Origin of the sequence: Prochlorococcus sp. MIT 1342 (genome assembly GCF_047304495.1) — a bacterium.
GTDB classification, from domain to species: Bacteria; Cyanobacteriota; Cyanobacteriia; order PCC-6307; family Cyanobiaceae; genus Prochlorococcus; species Prochlorococcus marinus_D.
This window is the reverse complement of the sequence record NZ_CP138957.1, coordinates 1,555,917-1,576,817: the sequence shown is the minus strand read 5'-3', so window position 1 is coordinate 1,576,817 and position 20,901 is coordinate 1,555,917. Positions and strand designations below refer to the sequence as shown.

Sequence of the window (20,901 nt, the reverse complement as noted above, 5' to 3'; positions counted from 1 at the left end):
GATTTTGATTCAAACCTTTCTGGAGTAGTACTCCACCACCAGCAGTTCGTTGATCTCAAGTGCGACCCATTCGCGTTCGCACTTGCTAATGATCTTGGCGCTCATTTTTGCTTTATCGAGCTCAATGTGTGGCGGCACATTTGCCAATCCGGGGAACTCTAGGTTCGCTTCGGCCAGCTTTTTGCTGCCTTTGCGCTCTCTAATGGCAACCACATCACCGGCTTTGCATTGGTAACTAGCAATGTCGAGAACACGGCCGTTCACGGTCACATGGCCATGGTTCACCAGTTGACGAGCACCTGGAACTGTGGGCCCAAAACCGAGGCGGAAGCAGACGTTATCGAGTCTGTTCTCCAACAGCTTGAGCAGGTTGGTTCCTGTAGAGCCATCTTGGGCACGGGCTTTCTTCACGTAGCGCACAAGCTGCCGTTCGGAAATCCCGTAGTTGAAGCGGAGCTTCTGTTTCTCTTCGAGGCGGATTGCGTATTCGGAGCGCTTGCGACGGGCTTGGCCGTGCTGACCGGGGGGATGGGACCGCTTAGCGGCCTTCCGGGTGAGACCTGGTAGATCTCCCAAGCGCCGCGTGATCCTCAGTCGAGGGCCGCGGTATCGAGACATGAGTTAAGGCAGGTTGGATAGAATAGTTCGCGCTCCCGATACGTCATGCTGGACCTCAAGGCCCAGCCTTCGGCTCGCCATGCACGAATCCAATACTCTATCTGGCGGCATCTTTGCACTGCTCAACCGAGCCATTGGTTCAGTGCTGCTGGCCTTGATTGGCTTTTATCGAACCTGGCTTTCCCCTTTGCTTGGGCCCCATTGCCGCTTCATTCCAAGTTGCAGTGCTTACGGGCTTGAAGCGATTCAGCGTCATGGACCATGGCGCGGTGGTTGGCTCACCCTGCGGCGCCTGTCTCGTTGCCATCCTTTTACCCCCTGTGGTTGCGACCCAGTGCCTGATTAATGCAGGCCTTGAAGTTGTTGCTTTACAGCCGCAATGGTTGCTGTCTCTGTGAGGGGCTTGAACAACGCCTGCGCGAGCTGGCTTTGGATCAACTCCAACCACCTTTAACGCTGCGTGTGATCGATATCGATGATGGTGCGACACCCGCCAGTATCCGCGACCATTACGACTTGCAGGTTCCTGTTTTGGTGTTGGTTGAACTGGAGCAACAGTTTTCGCTAGAGCTGCCGCGGGTGTCGCCGAGGCTTGGGGGGGAAGGACTGTTCCGCTGGTTGCAACAGGCCTGCACCAAGGCGCTTGGATCGGACTAGAACGGCTCCATTCATGGGCGGGCCTGGAATGACCCAGATGCTCCATTCATTGTTGCGGGCTGTAGGACTCCCTGTGCCGGAGGGATTGGCGAATCCCTCTCTTGCAATGGTTAGCTGTGATTCCCGTTCGGTTGCTCGAGGCTATTTATTCCTGGGCTTACCTGGTGAACAAGTTGATGGCGGCAGTTTTTGGCGTCAGGCTTTGGCCGCTGGTGCAGAGGCGGCGGTGATTGGACCCGCAGCAGCAGCTTTGCAGCCGCCTGGGCCTACAGATGCGGTAGTGGTGGTACCGGAGCCGGTTGCAGAATGGGTTGGTCAGCTGGCAGCGGCCTTTTGGCAGCAGCCCTCCTCGAGATTTGCTCTGATCGGGGTAACGGGGACGAATGGCAAAACCACCACCACCCATCTGATTGAGCATCTCAGTGTGGCTGTGGGCAGATCAACTGCCTTGTTCGGCACCCTCGTGAATCGCTGGCCTAACTACAGCGTTCCCGCAACGCATACCACGGCCTTTGCTGATCGCCTTCAGGCTCAGTTAGCGCAAGCGGTTGAGGCCGGTACTGAGTTGGGAGCGATGGAGGTGAGCTCTCATGCCCTTGAACAACAACGGGTGGCGGGATGTCGTTTTGCTGGTGCCGTGTTTACCAACCTCACTCAAGATCATCTTGACTATCACTCTTCGATGGAGGCGTACTTCGAGGCCAAGGCGCAGCTGTTTGCACCACCGTTGCTGGAATCTGGCTCAGCCAAGGCGGTGGTGAATATTGATAGCCCCTGGGGCGCAAGATTGGCGCAGCGTCTCGGCGATACCTGTTGGCGCAGCTCTCTTGCCGAGGGTGTTTTGCAGCAAGCTGACGCTGAACTGACAATGACCGAGCTGACGATGAGCTCGGCTGGGGTTCAAGGTCGCCTGATCAGCCCTTGTGGTGAGGGCTGGTTTGACTCTCCATTACTGGGCCGCTTCAACTTGATGAACCTGCTTCAGGCGGTTGGGGTCTTGTTGCAACAGGGCTTGCCCTTGCCGTTGTTGTTGAAAGCGATCGCAGACTTCCGCGGCGTACCTGGGCGGATGGAGCGTGTGTTGATCCCTGCAGCTGATGCCACTCAAGTGCCCACTGTGTTGGTGGATTACGCCCACACCCCTGATGGTTTGGAGAATGCCTTGAAGGCTTCCAGGCCGTTCACTAGTAAAAACTTGTGTTGCGTGTTTGGTTGTGGAGGAGACCGAGACCGTGGCAAGCGCTCTCAGATGGCTGCGATTGCAGCGCGGTTGGCCGATCGAGTGGTGGTGACTTCAGACAATCCCCGCACAGAAGATCCCCGGCAAATACTGGCTGATGTGGTGGCTGGAATTCCAGAAGGAACAACCTGCACTGTGGAGGTCGATAGGGCGGTGGCGATTGCGCTTGCGATTGCCGAGGCAGCCCCTGGTGATGTGGTGTTGGTGGCAGGCAAGGGCCATGAGGATTACCAGATCCTCGGAACCAGCAAGGTGCATTTTGATGATCGCGAGGAATCTGAACGGGCGCTCAGATTGCGACTGAAAAGTTGATGCACCCTCTATCGAACAGAGGGTGCTTGATGAGGCTTTGTTCTTAGTGTTAACAAAGAGTTCACACTAAGAACAAAATAAGGCCTTGACGTTGTTGATCTTATTGTGGCTCTTAAAGGGTCTAGTGATCGTTGGCTGAAGTCTTGTATTTTGAATCATATGGCCAACTGTTTATTTTGTTTAAAATGGAAGACTTAATTTACAAGTAGATTGTCTTTTAAGGAATTAATAGTGACCAGGTAAAGGCGGCTCCAATGCCGATCCAAATACCTGCGGCAATGTGTTGCCCGCCGTTGCCGATGCTATCAAGAAGTCGCTTTGAATAGGTTGTGACTATTAAAAGAATACTTCCCTGACTAATGAACAAGCCTAGGAAATAAGCTGTTAGTGGAGTTGGTTCGGCTCCTATGATTGCTCCACCTAATAGATATCCATGTAGGGAAATTAAAGGGAGCAAAAGCAAGGGAGATGCTTTGCCTAAAGCCACAAGGCCAGCAACGGCAAGGCTCAGTGAGACAAGTGCTTCTGCATAAACAGAGAGAGTTTCTGGCAGGGGGATGAGTAGGGAGATCGCACTACCGAGAAGACCAGCTGCGAGTAATGGTGCCAGCCATTGGCGTGGTCTGTTCAAGCTCACGAAGCCAATCGCCAACAGAAACAAGAGGTGGTCTGGCCCCAGTAGTGGATGGCCAACCCCACTGATTAAACCCTGCAGGGCATTGAGATTTCCCGCCTCTGGCATTGCGAAGGGGTGATGGGCGAAAGCTGGCCTCACCAGCATCGCTAGTAATGCTGGAGTGGCCAGGATGGTTGCAATGAGCCAGCTGTAGCTGCTCAATAGTGTGGAAGGGTGCCGATGGGCAAGCTTGGCAGGAATGATTCGATCCTCGTCGATGGAAATTCGGCGGGTGTTCTGACTCGCGCAAGTGCCCTAAGAAGGGCGGTTGCGCTTTACAGCTGCGGGACAGCGCCGGACTTTCACCGAACTTTCCCCGTTCCCTTCAGCAGCTGATCCCTGCTGAAACCGACTTGACGATTCAAGTATAGCCATTTTATGAGGTCATCGCCGATGTAGTGCTTTAACGGCTTGGGTAAGTGCTAATTAAGTGCTGAATAAAACCACCTCTAATGTCTAGTTATCGGCTATTTTTCCTTTTAAATCTATTTAATTAAGGGCTTTATGATTTGATGCACATCAGGCCTGCTCTTATAAGCTGGATGTGACTTTGCTTCTGATTCGTAGACTTATTTTGTTGTCGATAATGGAACTTTTGAGATCAATTTTTTGAGATCGATTATATATCTACTTTTGGCAAATAAGATAACGCAGCTAACGGTTAATTGCTTGGCTCTCCTTTGCTAGCTAGCGGCTTGAGTGCGGTTGTAAGTGTGTTGAGTTCTTTCTCTTCAGTGGTGATGTGCACGCAGGCACGTAGGCAGATTGGATCTTCAAGATGCCGAATCCAGAGCTGATCGTTGCCTAATTGTTGAACAACATCAGGAGCTGGGGGGCCTTGGGGTAACTCAAAGCTGACAAGACCAGCGGCTGGGGCACTGTTGAGCAGAGTTTCAACGCCTGTGAGCTGTTGTAGTTGATTCCATAGTTGTTGGCTGCCTTGGCGAATCTGGCTCAGTCGTTCCTGCTGCGAGCCTGCGGTTTCGAGCAGCTCCAACGAACAGCGCAGGCCTGCCATCAGCGGCACGCAGGAGGTTGCTACCTCAAAGCGGCGACTGTCGTGATGGAAGAGTTCGGCCTGGTTGTTTTGAAGATGGCCTTCGTTCTGCAAGCTGCGCCAGCCAATCAGGGTGGGATTCGCTTCGATGAGCACCCGTTCTGAGAGGGCGACTCCACCAAGCCCTTCAGGCCCGCAGGCCCATTTGTGCCCCGTAAAGGCATAGATGTCTGAAGCGACAGCGGCTTCCTGTACCGGAACTTGGGCGAAGCTTTGTGCGGCATCCACGAGCAAGAAAGGTTGTTGTGGATGATGGCTGAGGGCTTTAGCAACAGCTGAGATCGGCATCACCTGGCCTGTATTCCAAAGCAGGTGGGAGAGCACCACCAGCCTTGTGCTTGGTTTGAGGTGTTGCTCAAGTCTTTCCAGTACAAGGCTGTCGCTAGTCGCTTGATCGTTAGCACCATGACGCAAGTTTTTTACAGGCAGCGTGTCTATTGCCAGGTGTTGTCGGCGGGCAAGTTCGATGCATGCAGCAACAACTCCTGGATGTTCACAGTCGCTAATGAGCAAGCGATCGCCTTCTGAGAAAGGCAGGCCCCAGAGCGGCAAGACACAGCCACTGGTGACATTTTCAGTTAGCGCGATGCGATGGGGGGTAACGCCGCAGAGCTTTGCTAAGTGTGCACGAGTGGCTTGGACTTCTTTGGCCACATAGGGCCACACATCGTTGGTAAACGGCCCTAGTTCCTGAATTCTCTGCCAGCTTGCGGTGATTGCTTCTAGTGATGGCGTTGGCAGGGGGCCTTGGCCGCCGTAGTTGAAGTAGGTCTTGTTAGCGAGTGCTGGGCAGAGATCTCTAAGCATCACTAGAATAGCGTTGGTATAGCTGTTGGTATAGGTGCCGTTCAGAAAGGTCCCGAACTACATCACTAAGGCTCGTCAAAGCTACGTGCTGCAACGGGCAGTTCCTATGGATTTGAGGAGCGTGATCGGCAAAGCAGTGTTTAAAGAGCCAGGTGGGAAGACTTTGCATGAGGCAAGAGCCCGCCAGAAGGCTTTCTTGCAGAGAACTGATGCGCTGATTGCGGAGGCACGGGGTCAAGCTGCCCTGACTACTGATGAGCTGTTAGAGGTTCTGCCTGGGCTGACTCCTCAGGCTGAGAAGGGTGATATGGCAGTCGGCCTTGAAATGTTGAGAGTTCAAGGCCTCTTAACTAGTGAACAGGCCAAAAGAGGTTTTGATCTGCTCCAAGGCATCGAAAAGTCTGAGAGCTTGTTGATGCCAGAAGACTTGCTTGAGTTACGACGTCAGCAAAAAGAACCTGCCTCAAGAACCTACGTGCAGTGGGTCAAGGCTCTAGAAGCGTTCATGAGTTTTTGCCAAGTAGCGAGCCCTCTTTCGTGTACGCGCGAAATGGCTGAGGCCTACAAGCAAAAGTTGTTAGGTAGGGGATTAAGTAAGAACACTGTAAAAGTGCAGCTGGCTTATCTCTCAGGCCTATGGACCAGCTTGAGTGAAGCACGAGGTGTAGCGCATATTTTTAAGGGTTTGCCAGCTTCAGTGCGATTGACTCCTGGAGAGGTTGCTAGGCAGTTGCAAAAGAAAGGCTCGTTTATTTGTCGGCCCATTAATGAGTGGGATCAAAGCAACAGTCAATATCTCCCGATCTTTCAAATCCTTTATTACAGTGGTTGCCGTCTTTCTGAAGTATGTGGTTTAAAAGGAGAAGATATCAATGATGATCGCTTCAATGTTACTTGGTCTGATGAGAGAAGTTTAAAGACCCATTATTCACAACGTCAAATCCCTTTGCATCCACAGATTTATGAATTAATGCAGGAACTGCGTAGAATTACTGGTCTGATATGGCCAAGTCTAAAAACGATTGATCGCAAAACAAATGAAATTCGTTGGGGGCATAATCTTTCAAAGCCATGCAAACAAATAACAGGTCTATCACCAAAGGATTTCAGGGATCGAGTAACTGCCCAGCTCGTTGAGCTGGACTATTCAGAAAAGGTCATAGGTTTGCTTCTAGGGCATAGCCCTCGATCTACGACACAAATGTATGGAGGCTCGGTATGGAAAAAAGTTGTTGAGGCAGTTCATTCGTTGTCTTGAAAAGAGACAGTCGATTTACTGAAAATATTTAAAGGTTAACTATGGACAACAATAGCCGAAACAAGTTCAATACAACATCAAAATCCAAGTCCTTCTTCCCCATCAAGCAGCATCGCTTTGACTCTTCAAATCATCCAATCATTCAATCAACTCAAAAGTGTGCAGCACTCATGACAACGATGCTATCTGCGCAAGAAGAGCAAATGCTAGAAGGTCTGATTAACTCTCTTCAATGTGATCAAAGGGAAGCCATTCGCATCGCCTTGCACGAGGCATCTAGAAGCGGTCTTAAGGCCCTGCAAAGCACCTCTAGATGCGCAAGAGCGTCAACAACAAACAAGGGCCATACAGGGCGCTCTAGGCCTCTCTCAGTCAGCCTTCCTAAAGCGGAAAAGCATCAGGCAATCTGCTTAGCCGATCAACTCGAACTTACAGATAAAGAAATCCTCAGGCTTGCAATCATCTGGCTCGCTAAAGCCATCAAAGATGAAACCATCACCAAGCTGCAAGACACTCCCAAACTCTCTCAAGATTCATTGGCTAAGCAATGGAGCCAAACCCACAAAGGCGAGCCATCCAGGCTCACAAAGCTCAAAGCATCAGCCAAAGCTGCTTACCAAAAAGCAGAAGCATTGGGCCAAGAAAAAGACAAGCAGCTCTACGAGCAACGAGGCTTGATGATGCAGCAGCTTGGCGATCAAGCACAGCTAACGACTATCGACGCCATGCTGCAGCGAGAAGCAGATGATCTCATCGATCAGATCATCAATGACTTCAAAGACACAGAAGCTCTAGATCAAAAAGAAGAGGAGATCTTCCGCATCATGATCTCTTACCAGATTTGGGATGAGCAGCTCGCAACTGAGATCTGGCAGCAAGAGCAACAACGAAAACAAGCAGAAGCACTCGAACCTGAAATGACAGATGACATGCTCGATGAATGGCTAAAGGGGATTAGAGAAGAGACTCAAGAGAAAGCAAATCAACCAACGACTACCCCCTTACAGCTGACTCCTCAACAACCTCGAGAGCGCCTCACACCAGAAGAGCTAATCATCAACCGCTTCTTTGATGCTCTTGACTGAAAACCCTTGCTAGAGCAAGAAAAAGACACCTACCCCCCTACTCTAAGAGGAAAGACAATATAGACATACCAACACCATGACCACACTCACGACAGCCAAAGAAAAGCTTTGCCGCTCCATGCTCAGCAAAGTCGGCATCTACGAGAAGATGTTGCTAGCAGCACAAGAGGACAAAGACACAGAGACAATCAAACATCTCTACCAACAGCACACTCATCTAATGAACAGGCTTGAGAGGTTGCTCTGCTCATAAGGACCACACACTATTTACGAAAGACACAACAGCTCTTCAGCTCCCTATTGCTGATCGTGCGGTGAACGAGCGAGCAAAGCGAGCGAGTGAACCACCATCTTTAATACAACTTCCTTAACTTCTTGAACTTATCAATACATGCCTACTCAATCATTACGCCCCAAGCAAGCCCAACCCAATGCAAGACAACAACTCAAAGTCCAACAGCTACTAATACCTGAAATAGAGCAGCTACAACAAAAGGAACTACAAGCACAACTACCACTCAGCATCAATAAGACAGACAACCTCAGGGCTAAGCCAACACCTAACCCAAAGGCAAGGACTAATAGTTTAGAAGCTCCATATAAGAAGCCTACAGCTAAACCTCAAGCTAAACCTAAGAAGTCAACACAAAAGAATAAGTTTAAACCACAAGTTAAGAAGTTACCATTTGAAGCTAAGAAGGAACCATCTCTAGAACAACAAAAGACAGAGATGGTGGAGTGGCTAGAGAACGTACAAATCCATTAGCTAAACCTATTGAGATGTAGTTACTGCCACCAAGGTCTAACCCACCAAGGCTCTCTAGTAACTGGACCAACATCAAATCCAACTCTGTAATTAGGATGAATAATCCTCTGATTAGAATTTCTTACGCTGCGACTTACGTCACAGTTTCGATGACACTCTTCAGCTGCTTGTGCTTGAGTGCTGATTGTTAGAGCTGATGTTGTGCTAATTACTGCTAGAGCTGTAGCAGCAAGTGTGGGTTTAATTTTCATTGGATTGTGATGCTAATGGGGTTTGATTTCCCCGATGACCACATGATGTACTAAATCAACGTCCTGCACTTTGACTTGGTTCACAGTTAAGTGTGAGGTTGGTCACACATCCTAAAACTAATAATTTATCAGCATATTTATTTAACTAATATAAACCTAATTCTCTGCATGATCTGCTGCATCTGAGCAGGCTAGCTCTACCATTGTTTTGGTTGCTGCTGAGGTGGGATTGATTTTGTAGTATTGTTTGTTATTAGTAACACTATGTACCTCCTTGAATATACCTTTTTGCAGTCTAAGACTGTATTAAACTCTTCTTTATCTAGAGTGTAACTTATCATTGGGTTTTTCCAGCATTCATGTGCTCCGTGTTCAAATTGATTCTGAATTAATGCGAGCTGAATCGCATGCCTAGAACAATTACACGTAACTCTAAGATGGATCGAACGATCACGTTTAGAGCGACAACTGAAGATGTTGTCAACCTAAGGAAAGCTGCCAATCAAGAAGTTGACCAAATGCGTGACGAGATAGCGCTGCTCAATGGCAGGGCTGTAGAGCAGCAGAGAATAATTGCAGCACTGACCAAGCTGGGCGCTACTGAATAGCTCTGAACTGGTTAGTCCATTGCTGCCTGCAAGGCGCTCTTGAGCGTAGTTACTAGACCTGGCAGCCGCCTGGAAAGTAATGACCTAAGCACTTGATTAAGAATAAAAGTTAAGTAGTATATTAATTGGTGGTTAATGTATTATGGAGCCTATGCTTAAATGGTAGTTACTGCCTCTGTGAGCTGTTGAATGGCGATAAGTACTGATTTAATAATAGATTTAGATCTTGCTCAATATCTCGGCAGCGCCCTTTCAGGGGGGGAAGAGGTTGATTATTATATCCATGATGAAGTCGATTCGTTTCTTCCTATTTCGGATGGTTACGGCTCTACTTTAGCGCACTCTTCTGTTCAAGAAGCTTATGTAGTTTCGGTATTTGAGTCTATTGATCCATACATTGATCTTGATTTTACAAGAACATCTAATGTACTTGGTGATATCCAGGTCTATTCTCTTTCGTATCATACTAATTGGACTGATATAGTTTTAGGCTCAACATGGTTTAGGGGCTCTGGCATTAATGCAAGGATTGAAAGTGGTTGGAAATACACAGGAAGTTCTGAAGCAGCATGGGAAAGAGATAAATATACAATCATTCACGAAATTGGGCATGCACTTGGCTTAGGTCACCCAGGTGGTGATGGTTGGAATGCCGCTTATACTAGTGATGATACTGTGATGTCATATAATAAAGGTCCTAATGGATGGAGAGATAGCTGGTCTCAGTCTGATATTGATGCCTTAGTAAGTATTTGGGGAGCAGAAAATGATAATTCAACTACAACAGTAAGTATTGCAGTCGCAACTGATTCAGATGACAGCATATATGGTGATGATGAAGACGATGAAATTAGTGGCTTGGAAGGAAATGATATTGTTAAAGGAGGGAATGGAAATGATTCACTCAATGGCAATAATGGTTCCGACTGGATTTATGGGCAGGATGGTGATGATACTATTGATGGAGGTGATGATGATGATACTCTCTACGGCAATGAGGGTTCTGACATAATTTATGGCGGTTTTAAAGATGATTATATTGATGGGGGGTATAGAGATGACTTTCTCTACGGTGATCAGGGTCTTGACTTGATTTATGGTGGGTTTGGTGATGATACTATTGAGGGGGGCGTTGAAAATGATTCGCTCTATGGGAATCAAGGATCTGACAAAATTACTGGGGGGACTGATGAAGATAAGCTATATGGTGGCCAAGGTGCCGACACGTTATATGGCAACGAAGGAGCGGATAAACTTTATGGAAACAAATGGCATGATGTTTTATACGGTGGTAAAGATAATGACTGGCAACACGGTGGCCAGGGAGCAGACAAGCTTTACGGAAATATGGGTGTAGATGAGATTTACGGAGGCAGGGATAATGATTGGTTACATGGAGGACAAGATAATGACAAGCTCTGGGGTAATCATGGAGCTGATAAATTCTGTCTCTCCAAAGGTGTAGATCAAGTGATGGACTTCAACGCTAGTGAAGGTGATTGGATATCTTTGCAAGCTGGCACCTCATATAATCTTGTTCAAAAGGGATCAGATCTTCTAGTAGATGCAGGCTTAGGAGATCTTCTTCTGGTCAACATTTCTAAAAACAGTTTTAATGCAGCCACCTCTATTGTTGTTGGTTAATATTAAAGTTGACTTTAAATGGCAACTCAAACACATACCTCTATCTAATCAAACTAGTAGGGAACGGAATCTACAGCTAGTAGATGGTAAGAAGAAAGAGGTATAGGAGGATTGGTGGAACCGCCCGATATTAGTTAGTCTTTCTCATCCTTCCTCTTCAGACTAATAATTATCTAGGGGCTGAATATTCCTTTTCTTCAATTGATTGCACGTTAAATAAATCCCATGTGATCTTCACAATTCCACCTAGCAATATTGTAAATGGCACCAGGAAAAACACAAGTACCACCCTGGCAAACCACTTTGTAGATTTACTTTTTGAGCTTGCCAGAGAACTTGACCAAATGGGATTATAAGTAGGACTAATTCTTGGCATATTCTTTTGCTGCTCATAGAAGTCTCTTTCTTGTTGTTCATCCATAAATATCAACAGTAAAATCTAAGCATACTAACCTACAGAGCAAAAGCGCTCAGGTATTAATTATAAATTAATGCAATACATTCATGAATTTTTGGTACCTATCTGGATATTGTCCTCAGTGGTCAACTGATACCAACCCCAATCATTAGAATTTTTTGTTTGTCGCTCAGTTTGATTACAGTAGCAATGTTGAGCTTATGCTAGCTAAACATTGAGGAAATTACCAGAAAAATAAATTAAGATGGTGCACTGCTTCATCTCAGTGTCTTTGCTTTAGTAAAATAGCTAACTTTGTATAAATTATAAAAAGTTCATAGCTGAATCGGCTTAGTTTTTTGTCGAATCCAAGCTGATAAAACCAAGTTATAGACTTGATATCGTTTCATAGTTTCTTCGGGATCTCCCATGCCAATGGACTTGATCGTTCGATCTATAAAAGTTTTTGAACTTTCTTCAAAGTCATTCAAATCTTCTTCTGTGATCACAAACCCATGAGCCTTTGCAATAGCAACTACATCAGCACAATTTGATTTGAGCTGTGCCTTTAGAGAAGCATCGCTTTTACTCTTTCTAATGAATTGCCCTAATTGGTTGGCCATTGGTGAATTTCAAGTCTTGCATATAAATTATCCCAAAATCGACAATCTCGTGTTATGACCTAGCTCATTCACAGCTGTGAGGTTGGTCACACCTTCTCGGAGAAATTATCAGAACTGACATATTGTAAGAAGCTTGCCGGAGATCACTTAGCTTCTATTCATCAAGTTCGTGCCCTGTATCGGACATCGTTTTAAGCGAATAGGGAAGTCATTGAAGAAATGAAAAGACCCTGCTAATGCAAGGGCTTTGATTGTGTAGGCTGTTATGACAGTAACAGACCGGTCGCGTTGTTATCGTTTCATTTGCATAGCAAGAGCACTGATCCCTTTGACCCCGGAAAAGAGCACTTAAAACACCCAGAACCCCCACCAGCCACGTCTTCCAGCTCTTCATCGGAAAGGTTTTGGCGATAAGTGTTTAAGTCTTCTGTGGTAATCGAGAACCCAGCAGCCTTTGCAATAGCAACAACATCAGCACCTTCTGCTTTTAACTGTTCCAGTAGTGAAGTATCGGCTTGAACTTTGGCGATGAATGCTTTGAGTTGTTCTTCTGACATTAGGTTTTAGGTTTATTTATTATAGTTAGCAGTTAGCAGTTAGCAGTTAGCAGTTAGCAGTTAGCAGTTAGCAGTTAGCAGTTAGCAGTTAGCAGGAGACAGAGAGAAAAATCAAACAAATCTTTCACGCCATTTAACGATTGGACGCGTGCCTTATTGTCCCCATAGCCCCCTGCAAAGCACGGCTATTTCTTTGAGACATGATCTGTTAGGGCAAACACGGTGCGTTGAGTGAGGACCAGTTGAGAAGCTGAGCCTGATGGATACCCAACATCTATCTACCTACCACGGCTTTGTTCTCATAGATATTGCTGCTGATTTTTGCGGATAACGTTGGTATAGCTGTTGGTATAGGTCTGATTCTCTATTCCTGAAAAGCCTTGCACTGCAAGAGATCTTAAAGACTGTTGTGGTAGTGCTCTCTAGTTGAAGTAGGTCTTGTTAGCGAGTGCTGGGCTGAGATCTCTAAGTATCACTAGAATAACGTTGGTATAGGTGCCGTTCAGAAAGGTCCCGAACTACATCACTAAGGCTCGTCAAAGCTACATGCTGCAACGTGCCATCTCTATGGATGTGACTGGCCACAATCGGAGAAACATCGTTTAAAGGGCCAATAGGGAAGTCTTTTCAAGTAGAGATAGTCATTGAAGCTCTTCGATCTCTATAGGCAATCTCACACTATCTACTGATGTCCTATTACTTTAGATTAAAGAAATTGACTTAGGTCTAGACAGCTGATGGTTGGGCGAAGCAAGGAGCATGCTGGCCCATAAGCTAAGTAAGATGATTTGCCTTCATCTTGAGTCGCCCATAAAGCGGCAATCAGGGATCTTATCAATTATCCTATCAACTGAGCCCTTGCAAACCACAGACATTGAATGATCATTCATAAGTCATGAAAAAACATTTTTTAGACAAAAAGCTGCTAAAGAGATCATGATATCTGGCCTCAATGGAAAGGCGCTTCAGGTTTCCAAAGCCGATATACCTGATCTGGCTGCAATTAAGGCTGTTTTGCCTCATCAATGCTTGAATTGCAGCACCATTACTTCACTTGCTTATCTATCGCAATCTCTGACGATACAGGCCATTGTAATTTTTATAGGGTTCTCCATTCCTCATAGTGTAGAAATATTTCCTGTTTGGGTTCTCTACTGGCTTGTGTCTGGCACAACAGCAATGGGCTTATGGGTCATCGCCCATGAATGCGGACACGGTGCGTTTTCGAAAAATAGGAAATTAGAAACATTCGTTGGATATGTGTTGCATTCGATGCTTCTTGTTCCATATTTCTCATGGCAGCGTTCACATTTAGTTCACCATACCTATACCAACCATATCGCCAATGGTGAGACCCACGTACCTTTGGTTATTCGTGGCAATGGAATTGATGAGCAAGCTGGTGGTGAAAAAGATATTGCCATAGCAGGCAAATTAGGAAAAGTTCAATATGGTGTTTTTCAGCTTGTGCTTCATCTGATTTTTGGCTGGCCAGCCTATTTGTTGATTGGGAAGACTGGAGGCCCAAAATATGGCCTATCGAATCATTTCTGGCCGATCGCACCTTTCTCTAGAAAATTGTGGACAAAAAAATGGATAAATAAAGTATGGCTTTCTGATTGGGGGATAGGCCTGACTTTGTTTGCTTTGATTTCCTGGAGCCTGCATGATGGTTTTGTTACTGTTTTTGCAATATATATAGCTCCTCTGTTAGTCGTTAATATCTGGTTAGTGACCTACACTTGGTTGCATCATACTGATACTGATGTTCCCCATCTTGGCCATTCAGAATTTTCCCAATTGCGAGGTGCATTCCTATCGATCGATAGGCCATATGGAAAAGTAATTGATTTCCTCCATCACAAGATAGGCTCGACTCATGCCATTCATCACATCGCACCTTGGATGCCTCATTACCATGCGGGCAAAGCTACTGTTGCCCTGAAAAATGCTTTCCCAAAGGTATACCTTTACAATCCAACGCCAATTCTTCAGGCTCTTTGGCTTATTTCTACCAACTGCATAGCTGTCACTCGGGAAGAGAGCACTGGGCGCTATGTATGGAAAAGTCCTTGGTGAGAGGACGAGGATCGAAGAAGATCCATCTACTGGTTTAATATCTATCCGGTCAGTTGTTTAATGATTATCTATAGCCAATATACACTCACACTCGATCGCTTTTTATAGGGATTACTCCTTGCATCTGTGGATAATGTTTGCAAATCTTTTGCGATGGGGTTGATAATATTTTTCTTAAAAGGATTGCACTGTAAGAGATTTCTTAGGCTGTTGGAGTAAGCCCAATCGTTAAATTAGATCTTGTTAGCGAGTGCGGGGCAGACGCCTCTATGAATCACTACAAGATCATGTATTGCTTGTAGTGCATGTAATTGAATAGGATTCGATATAATATCTGAATATAGGATTCTCCCAAGTTAGGTATCTGATTATTCAGATGTAGCGGTAATCAATCGTCTACAGAAACGTAACGTGTCCATTCCTCCTTTCTATGTTGTTGATGGTAGAAAACAACAAAGGGAAAATTGAACTTATAATGAGTATCGTTCAAGTGTTTATTCACCCAGTAACAACCTATCTGATAGTTATTCCTAAACATTTCGTCATGATCTGAATAAATGTCTACGATTGAAGTGTCACCATTTAGGTGTTCCTCTATGAAGGTCTGTTTGTCTTCGAAGACGTCGATCAGAAAAATCTCATAGGTGTTTTTGGTTATACCAACCCTCATTAATTCTTCGATAACCTCATCATCCATATAGTCAAATCTCCAGCTACCATTATCCTCATCAGGAGGTTTAATGTCTTCATCCTTAGACAAAAGGATTGCTAAGTCAGTTTTGTTCTTAGTCATGACTCTCTAAGCGGGAGAATAAAAACGATTGTTTTAAGGAGCTTCTCAGGATGTCAACCTGTTGACCATCATAACCAACACCTTCTAGGACATCATCAGTTAATGATTCCCCCAAGTGTAGCTGAGTGTGATTCGTCTTAGGGGTGGGGCGTTTGTCACCACTAGCAATAGTCTCCAACCCGCCATCTTTGATACATTACTTTTCGTTAGTTTCTTTATCGTTAGTTATCAGTCTAAAGCTAACCGAAAGCTAGCCTGATCGGGCTACATGCTTCCAGCCAGGGATATAGATCTTAGTTGACCTCACAGCACTTTTCATAATCCTTTTTCGTTAAACCAGAACCTGACCCTTGAGGGTTTTTATTCATTAAATTATGTTGTTTTGATTGTGGAGGTGATTTGAGTTCATCTCTCAGATGATGTAGCTCATCACCTTTTAGATATTCATAACCACCATCACATTTCACTTTTACCCAAGATTCACAATCCAAGGAAATGACCTTGCTTCTCGAATGCCCCTTGCTCATAGGTGTTTGCACTTCGAAGATATTCTAGTGCTTCGCACGTATCTCCTGGGAAAAATAGAAAAATGCTTGAAGGCAAGCATTTTGTTTAGAAGTGCCCATTTCACCTTTGGCAGGTCTTCTGACAATAGATATACTTGCCAAAAGCTTAATAGCAACAATTTTTATTTAGACCGAAAGCTTCTCCGGTTGCTTTATAAGCCGAATTTGGGCACTATTCCTCCCATGCCAATTAGATAGGATAATGCGGCCAAAATTATAAAAGAAACTACGATTTGCAGAGGAAGCTGCAGCAGCTCTTTCGAGGTAGGTAGAGGAGAGAGGTTGGGCATTTGATCACGGGGATCCTCTTCTTCGCTGGGCATGGAATGTTTTTCTCTGACAGTTAATAATTTACTTTAGCCAATCCAAGCATGAGCTCGATGACTTCTTACAATTCTTCTAACTTCCTGCTTCTTTTTCTTGCCCTCCTGGGCTAAGTATGTTAATACAAAAAAAGTTGTCTTTTCCTTTTGTCTTTACCTAGCTCTGTCTTCTTCCTAATCGCAATCCTCCTAATATTTGTTTCATTTGTAGTGATGTTTAATTCGTTAGTTGCAAAAAAGAACCGAGTTAAAAATGCGTTTGCATCAGTTGATGTTCAGCTCAAGAAGCGTTATGACCTCGTGCCAAACCTGATTGCGACGGTTAATCAGTATATGCAGCATGAGCAAGGAACCCTCGCCAAGCTAACCGAGCTTCGAGGGATGGCTCAGAGTGGCAGGCTAGGCACGCGTGGCAGGGTTGAGTTGGAGAATCAATTCTCCCAGGCCATGGAGTCAATCATGGTTTCAGTTGAGAATTATCCAGATCTTAAGGCTAGCCAAAATTTGCTTGCTCTTCAGGGATCCTTGAATGAGATCGAGGAGCAGCTTTCTGCCGCCCGGCGTACTTTTAATGCCGTAACCACTGACTACAACGATGCCATTGAAATGTTTCCTAGTAATTTTTTGGCTGGGCTGATCGGCTATCGACTCCGCCCTCTTTTTGAAATGCCTGCTATCGAAAGAGAGAACCCTAACGCGGCTAAACTATTTGCTGGCTAATGGTGAATCAACGATCCTTTTTTGCTGGTCACCCTTCTTATTTCCGCCAGGAGATTATGCCAGTTTTACGGATATTTGAAGGTAAACGAAAGCTCATTCTGCAGAAAATATTGAAGATTATATTCTTAATCGCCTTGTTGATAATTGCTGTTGTCATTCTGCTAACTTTTCAGTTAATCTCGCAGATCGCAGCTTTTATTTTGCTGCCCGTAGTGATGGTTGTCTTTGCCATCGTCTACAGGCAACTAACCAAGCAATATAAGGTGCAGTTCAAACTGCAGGTTATTACAGCGATCGTCAACTTCTTTGATTCAACTCTTCAATATGATCCACACGGTCGGGTGTCTAAGTCTCAGTTTGTGCAAAGTGGGTTATTTAATACTTCTCCTGATCGTTACCGTGGCGAGGATCGGGTTTTTGGTACTTTGGGAAAGACCAGTATCGACTTTAGCGAGGTTCATGCGGAATATCAGTCTCAGAACACCGATTCTGATGGAGCCACGCAGACCTCATGGCACACGATTTTCAAGGGTTTGTTTTTCGTCGCAGGCTTCAATAAGCAAATTAGAGGAACCACTGTTGTGCTTCCAGATGTAGCCGAGCGTCTTTTTGGGGGTGTTGGAAAATTTTTTCAAAACATTCAAAAGATTGGCCGACATCCCGAACTGATCACTCTGGAAGATCCTGTTTTCGAGAAGTATTTTGTGGTTTACGGGGATGATCAAAATGAAGCGAGATATATCCTCACCCCGAACCTTATGGAGCGGATTGTTTCATTTCGGCAGCGAACCGGACAAAAACTTCGTCTTTCTTTTTGTGGAGAGAACGTTTATGTGGCCATCCCGAGCGACCATGACATGTTCGAGGCCAGAGTTTTTCGCACCCTTTGGAGCAAGACACTGATCAAGAGCTATGTGGACGACATGGCGATGGCGATAGGTGTGGTTGAAGAGCTCAATCTCAACCGTCGTGTTTGGACGAAGCCATGAATTTTTAAATGCTAAAAATTCTCATGCGGAAGAGTTGTTCTGGTTACAGCCTTTAAAGCACCTGCACCACTTCACTGACTTCGGGGATCATTTCGCGCAACTTGCGTTCGATACCCATTTTTAGGGTCATGGTGCTACTAGGGCAGCTGCCACAGGCTCCTTGAAGACGCACTTTCACCACAGGACCATCAATTTCGACGATTTCTACATTGCCGCCGTCTGCCATAAGAAAGGGCCTTAGTTCATCGAGAACGGTTTCCACGTTCTCGTTGGTGAGGGCCATGGCTTCTGTACTCATGGATGCTCTGCACGTTTGGATCTATCCAGCCTAGGGGGTTCGCTCATAACCTTGCCAGCAGGGGTGCTTTCAAGTTGTGGTCGTCTCTGATGTTGCTGGATCCCAATCTCGCTACGACGCGGTGCTTGTCGGGGCTGGAATTATGAGTGCCACTTTGGCGGCCCTGCTGCATGAGCTCGATCCTGAACTGAGTTTGTTGATGGTCGAGCGTTTGCAGGCGCCTGGTCTTGAGAGCAGTGCGGCAGAAAACAATGCAGGCACTGGTCATGCGGCTAATTGCGAACTGAATTACACACCGCTTCAGCCTGATGGCAGCGTGGCTACTGCTAAGGCTTTGGCCATTAATACCGCCTTTGAGCGCTCTTTGGAGTTCTGGGCTTCGTTGACGGAAAAGGGCAAGTTGCTACCGCAGCAATTTCTACATCTGGTCCCTCATATCAGTGTGGTTTTTGGCGATGCTGATTTGGCTTTCTTGCATCAGCGCTTTCAGCAATTGAGTGCGCTGCCTGCCTTTGCCTCCATGCAATGGAGTACTGATGCCGCTGAGCTTGCCGAATGGATGCCATTGGTGATGGAAGGGCGAGCCAATGCAGAGTCTGTTGCTGCAACCTGCATCAAGCGGGGTACGGATGTGGATTTCGGATTGCTGACAGGGGCCTATGTGAAGTCATTGCAAGCCAGCGGAGCTTTGGAATTGAGTTGCGGCTGCGAAGTCGTTCATTTGCACCGGCTCGGCAAGCACCAGTGGAATCTTGATCTCAAGCATTCTTCTGGAAGTCGCTCTGTGCAGACACCTTTTGTGTTTCTCGGTGCAGGGGGGGGGGCATTGCCTTTGTTGCAGCGATCTGGCATTCCAGAGGCAGCTGCCTATGCAGGCTTTCCAGTGAGCGGACAGTGGTTGGTCTGCTCTGAGCCAGGTTTAACGGCAAGGCATCACGCCAAGGTGTATGGCAAGGCGAAGGTGGGTGCTCCGCCAATGTCTGTGCCACATCTTGATAGCCGTTGGATTGATGGATGCCGCTCGTTGCTTTTCGGGCCTTATGCGGGTTTCAGTAGCAAATTCCTCAAGCAAGGTTCCCGCTTGGATCTCTTGCGTTCGGTACGGCGCAGCAATTTTCGCTCCATGTTGGAGGTGGGTTTTAAAAACTTTGATTTAGTCACTTATCTCCTCTCAGAGCTACAGCAGAGTGAGAAAGATCGCTTTGAAACCTTAAAGCAATTTCTTCCCAATGCGCAGTTGAATGATTGGAAGCTTTCAGTTGCTGGACAGAGAGTACAAATCATCAAACGCACAGCCGAGGGGGGGCGGTTGCAGATGGGTACAGAGGTGGTATCCGCTGAAGATGGCTCCCTAGCTGCCTTATTAGGGGCTTCGCCTGGGGCTAGTACAGCGGTGACGGTCATGCTGGAAGTGTTGCAGCGTTGCTGGAGCGAGCGTATGGCAAGCGAATCTTGGCAACAACGATTGCAAAAATTGTTGCCGAGTTATGGCCATGACCCTAATTCTGATCCCTTACTGCTGAGGCAGATGCGCATACGCAGCAATAAATTACTCAGTTTTACTTGATCAAAAGATGGTCTGATTTTGATGTTTGATAATCAGCTTTTGATGAGACTGTAGATATTGATTGTGAAAGCCTTGTTTTGGTTAAATGGTGTTTTGATCAACTGCAGCGGCTATCGCTGCTGTGACGATATCGGTTGAACTTGTTGCTTCTGATGTTGTTGATGTAGGGGATTCAACAGAGGCGACATCCTCTGATGTTGTTAGGGCGTTGATGGCTTCTGAAATGGCAATAGAATCAGTCTCATCTGATGTTGTTGATTTTGCAAGTGAGTCATTGCTTGGATTGATGATTCCATCAGTTGCTTCAGCAGTGATCGTTGTTGAACTCTCTTCGATTTGTGTTTCTGCTGCCCCTATGATTGGATCTGATCCTACCTCTAGTGAATAATCTGAATCAATATTGTCTGTACTCAAGTCTAAAGTATCCACGTTTTGGAGTGTTGCTATGACAACACTGGTATTTTTGTCTCCAGCAAGACCATCTGCGTCAAAACTCACCAATGTATTGACTCCATCTTGTGCGAATAGAGCATGGTTTGCCAGATGGTCTTTATAGGTTTGTTCTCTCGACGAGAATCCCATGCAAGCAGGGTTGCATGGCTGAGAAATGAGTGAGGATTGACTGATCAATCAGTTGTTTCTACCTTCAGATTGCATGAAGAGAGTTGAGCAGCACAGATCACCTTTGCCTGGTTTTACTCATCAATTTGAGGCCTCGACTCTTCAGGCTCAGTTTGATACTTGGCTATTATCTGGACCAATTGATCGGTATGATTCCTGTTCTCTGAGCATCTCTTGCTTGCATAATTAGTGCAAGGCCGTTCTTGATTTGGTCGCATTGATATCTGTCGCTGTGAATCTTTTTATTAAGATCTTGATTGGAATCTTAGTCGCTATTTTGCTAGTTTTACTTTAGTTCTTGAGAGAGAATTTCTTGCTGTATTGGCTTTTGACACTGTCGAGATCATCTGTGATGCGGATGCATAAGCTTTAAGCATCAGTATCCAGGT

General features: G+C 46.0%; 22 protein-coding genes and 1 riboswitch. Of the genes, 12 read left to right on the top strand and 10 right to left on the bottom strand.

All coding sequences use genetic code 11. The features are described from left to right. Window positions 1-9: 9 nt before the first annotated feature. On the bottom strand, window positions 10-618 hold the full coding sequence (rpsD, locus tag SIB79_RS08115; RefSeq protein WP_011129606.1) for a 30S ribosomal protein S4: 609 nt from the start codon (window positions 616-618) through the stop codon (window positions 10-12). A 79-nt stretch (window positions 619-697) separates the two neighbouring features. On the opposite strand from rpsD, the gene yidD reads away from it, so the two are divergent. The 3 genes from yidD to SIB79_RS08100 are packed head-to-tail and all read left to right on the top strand — an operon-like array spanning window position 698 to window position 2,827. Further along, window positions 698-964, top strand: a complete 267-nt coding sequence (yidD, locus tag SIB79_RS08110; protein ID WP_063403451.1) for a membrane protein insertion efficiency factor YidD — start codon at window positions 698-700, stop codon at window positions 962-964. After that, a complete protein-coding gene (locus tag SIB79_RS08105; protein ID WP_063399675.1) occupies window positions 964-1,275 on the top strand; it encodes a glutaredoxin family protein in 312 nt (103 codons plus the stop codon). Before yidD ends, SIB79_RS08105 begins: the two co-directional genes overlap by 1 nt. 28 nt (window positions 1,276-1,303) lie before the next feature. After that, window positions 1,304-2,827: a UDP-N-acetylmuramoyl-L-alanyl-D-glutamate--2,6-diaminopimelate ligase gene (locus SIB79_RS08100; protein WP_063403519.1), complete on the top strand. Its 1,524-nt coding sequence runs from the start codon at window positions 1,304-1,306 to the stop codon at window positions 2,825-2,827. A 217-nt stretch (window positions 2,828-3,044) separates the two neighbouring features. Here SIB79_RS08100 and SIB79_RS08095 read toward each other — a convergent pair whose 3' ends face one another. Both SIB79_RS08095 and SIB79_RS08090 read right to left on the bottom strand, forming a co-directional pair. Further along, complete coding sequence (locus tag SIB79_RS08095; RefSeq protein ID WP_063403518.1) at window positions 3,045-3,608, bottom strand: HupE/UreJ family protein; 564 nt, start codon at window positions 3,606-3,608, stop codon at window positions 3,045-3,047. Between the two features lie 104 nt (window positions 3,609-3,712). Beyond that, window positions 3,713-3,871, bottom strand: a riboswitch (cobalamin riboswitch). Between the two features lie 293 nt (window positions 3,872-4,164). Further along, the gene (locus tag SIB79_RS08090) at window positions 4,165-5,367 is read right to left on the bottom strand and encodes an aminotransferase class V-fold PLP-dependent enzyme (RefSeq protein ID WP_063403450.1); all 1,203 of its coding nucleotides are present in this window, start codon (window positions 5,365-5,367) and stop codon (window positions 4,165-4,167) included. A gap of 34 nt (window positions 5,368-5,401) precedes the next feature. Here SIB79_RS08090 and SIB79_RS08085 point away from each other — a divergent pair, with 34 nt between their 5' ends. The 5 genes from SIB79_RS08085 to SIB79_RS08065 all read left to right on the top strand — a co-directional run bounded on the left by SIB79_RS08085 (window position 5,402) and on the right by SIB79_RS08065 (window position 10,979). Beyond that, window positions 5,402-6,625, top strand: a complete 1,224-nt coding sequence (locus SIB79_RS08085) for a site-specific integrase (RefSeq protein ID WP_155724619.1) — start codon at window positions 5,402-5,404, stop codon at window positions 6,623-6,625. 170 nt (window positions 6,626-6,795) lie between these two features. Beyond that, the gene (locus SIB79_RS08080; protein ID WP_155724618.1) at window positions 6,796-7,710 is read left to right on the top strand and encodes a hypothetical protein; all 915 of its coding nucleotides are present in this window, start codon (window positions 6,796-6,798) and stop codon (window positions 7,708-7,710) included. A 76-nt stretch (window positions 7,711-7,786) separates the two neighbouring features. Beyond that, window positions 7,787-7,963, top strand: coding sequence for a hypothetical protein (locus tag SIB79_RS08075; protein ID WP_413681046.1), 177 nt, complete (start codon window positions 7,787-7,789; stop codon window positions 7,961-7,963). 138 nt (window positions 7,964-8,101) lie between these two features. After that, the gene (locus SIB79_RS08070) at window positions 8,102-8,476 is read left to right on the top strand and encodes a hypothetical protein (RefSeq protein ID WP_074161321.1); all 375 of its coding nucleotides are present in this window, start codon (window positions 8,102-8,104) and stop codon (window positions 8,474-8,476) included. Window positions 8,477-9,524: 1,048 nt separating this feature from the next. After that, a complete protein-coding gene (locus tag SIB79_RS08065; protein WP_063403447.1) occupies window positions 9,525-10,979 on the top strand; it encodes a hypothetical protein in 1,455 nt (484 codons plus the stop codon). Between the two features lie 169 nt (window positions 10,980-11,148). On the opposite strand, the gene SIB79_RS08060 is transcribed toward SIB79_RS08065, so the two are convergent. From SIB79_RS08060 to SIB79_RS08050, 3 genes are all read right to left on the bottom strand, one after another. Further along, entirely contained in the window at window positions 11,149-11,400 is a 252-nt protein-coding gene (locus SIB79_RS08060; protein WP_063403446.1) for a hypothetical protein, read from the bottom strand. A gap of 311 nt (window positions 11,401-11,711) precedes the next feature. Beyond that, entirely contained in the window at window positions 11,712-11,999 is a 288-nt protein-coding gene (locus SIB79_RS08055; protein ID WP_063403445.1) for a Nif11-like leader peptide family RiPP precursor, read from the bottom strand. 299 nt (window positions 12,000-12,298) lie between these two features. Next, window positions 12,299-12,556 carry a Nif11-like leader peptide family natural product precursor gene (locus SIB79_RS08050; protein WP_063403444.1) on the bottom strand — a complete coding sequence of 86 codons (258 nt, stop codon included), beginning with the start codon at window positions 12,554-12,556 and terminating at the stop codon, window positions 12,299-12,301. A 936-nt stretch (window positions 12,557-13,492) separates the two neighbouring features. Here SIB79_RS08050 and SIB79_RS08045 point away from each other — a divergent pair. Next, window positions 13,493-14,635 (top strand): fatty acid desaturase, encoded by a 1,143-nt coding sequence (locus SIB79_RS08045; protein ID WP_063403443.1) that lies wholly within the window; start codon window positions 13,493-13,495, stop codon window positions 14,633-14,635. Window positions 14,636-15,023: 388 nt separating this feature from the next. Here the strand turns inward: SIB79_RS08045 and SIB79_RS08040 are convergent, their stop codons facing one another. After that, window positions 15,024-15,428: a hypothetical protein gene (locus tag SIB79_RS08040; protein WP_063403442.1), complete on the bottom strand. Its 405-nt coding sequence runs from the start codon at window positions 15,426-15,428 to the stop codon at window positions 15,024-15,026. A 293-nt stretch (window positions 15,429-15,721) separates the two neighbouring features. Continuing rightward, complete coding sequence (locus tag SIB79_RS08035) at window positions 15,722-15,955, bottom strand: hypothetical protein (protein WP_196757599.1); 234 nt, start codon at window positions 15,953-15,955, stop codon at window positions 15,722-15,724. Window positions 15,956-16,530: 575 nt separating this feature from the next. Between SIB79_RS08035 and SIB79_RS08030 the strand changes: the two genes are divergently transcribed. Continuing rightward, on the top strand, window positions 16,531-17,037 hold the full coding sequence (locus SIB79_RS08030; protein ID WP_063403441.1) for a LemA family protein: 507 nt from the start codon (window positions 16,531-16,533) through the stop codon (window positions 17,035-17,037). Further along, window positions 17,037-18,026, top strand: a complete 990-nt coding sequence (locus tag SIB79_RS08025) for a DUF3137 domain-containing protein (protein WP_063403440.1) — start codon at window positions 17,037-17,039, stop codon at window positions 18,024-18,026. Before SIB79_RS08030 ends, SIB79_RS08025 begins: the two co-directional genes overlap by 1 nt. A gap of 52 nt (window positions 18,027-18,078) precedes the next feature. On the opposite strand, the gene SIB79_RS08020 is transcribed toward SIB79_RS08025, so the two are convergent. Beyond that, window positions 18,079-18,324 carry a NifU family protein gene (locus SIB79_RS08020; RefSeq protein ID WP_011129633.1) on the bottom strand — a complete coding sequence of 82 codons (246 nt, stop codon included), beginning with the start codon at window positions 18,322-18,324 and terminating at the stop codon, window positions 18,079-18,081. Window positions 18,325-18,400: 76 nt separating this feature from the next. Between SIB79_RS08020 and SIB79_RS08015 the strand changes: the two genes are divergently transcribed. After that, entirely contained in the window at window positions 18,401-19,891 is a 1,491-nt protein-coding gene (locus SIB79_RS08015; RefSeq protein WP_063403439.1) for a malate:quinone oxidoreductase, read from the top strand. 81 nt (window positions 19,892-19,972) lie between these two features. On the opposite strand, the gene SIB79_RS08010 is transcribed toward SIB79_RS08015, so the two are convergent. Beyond that, window positions 19,973-20,473, bottom strand: coding sequence for a hypothetical protein (locus SIB79_RS08010; RefSeq protein ID WP_063403438.1), 501 nt, complete (start codon window positions 20,471-20,473; stop codon window positions 19,973-19,975). Window positions 20,474-20,901 lie beyond the last annotated feature (428 nt).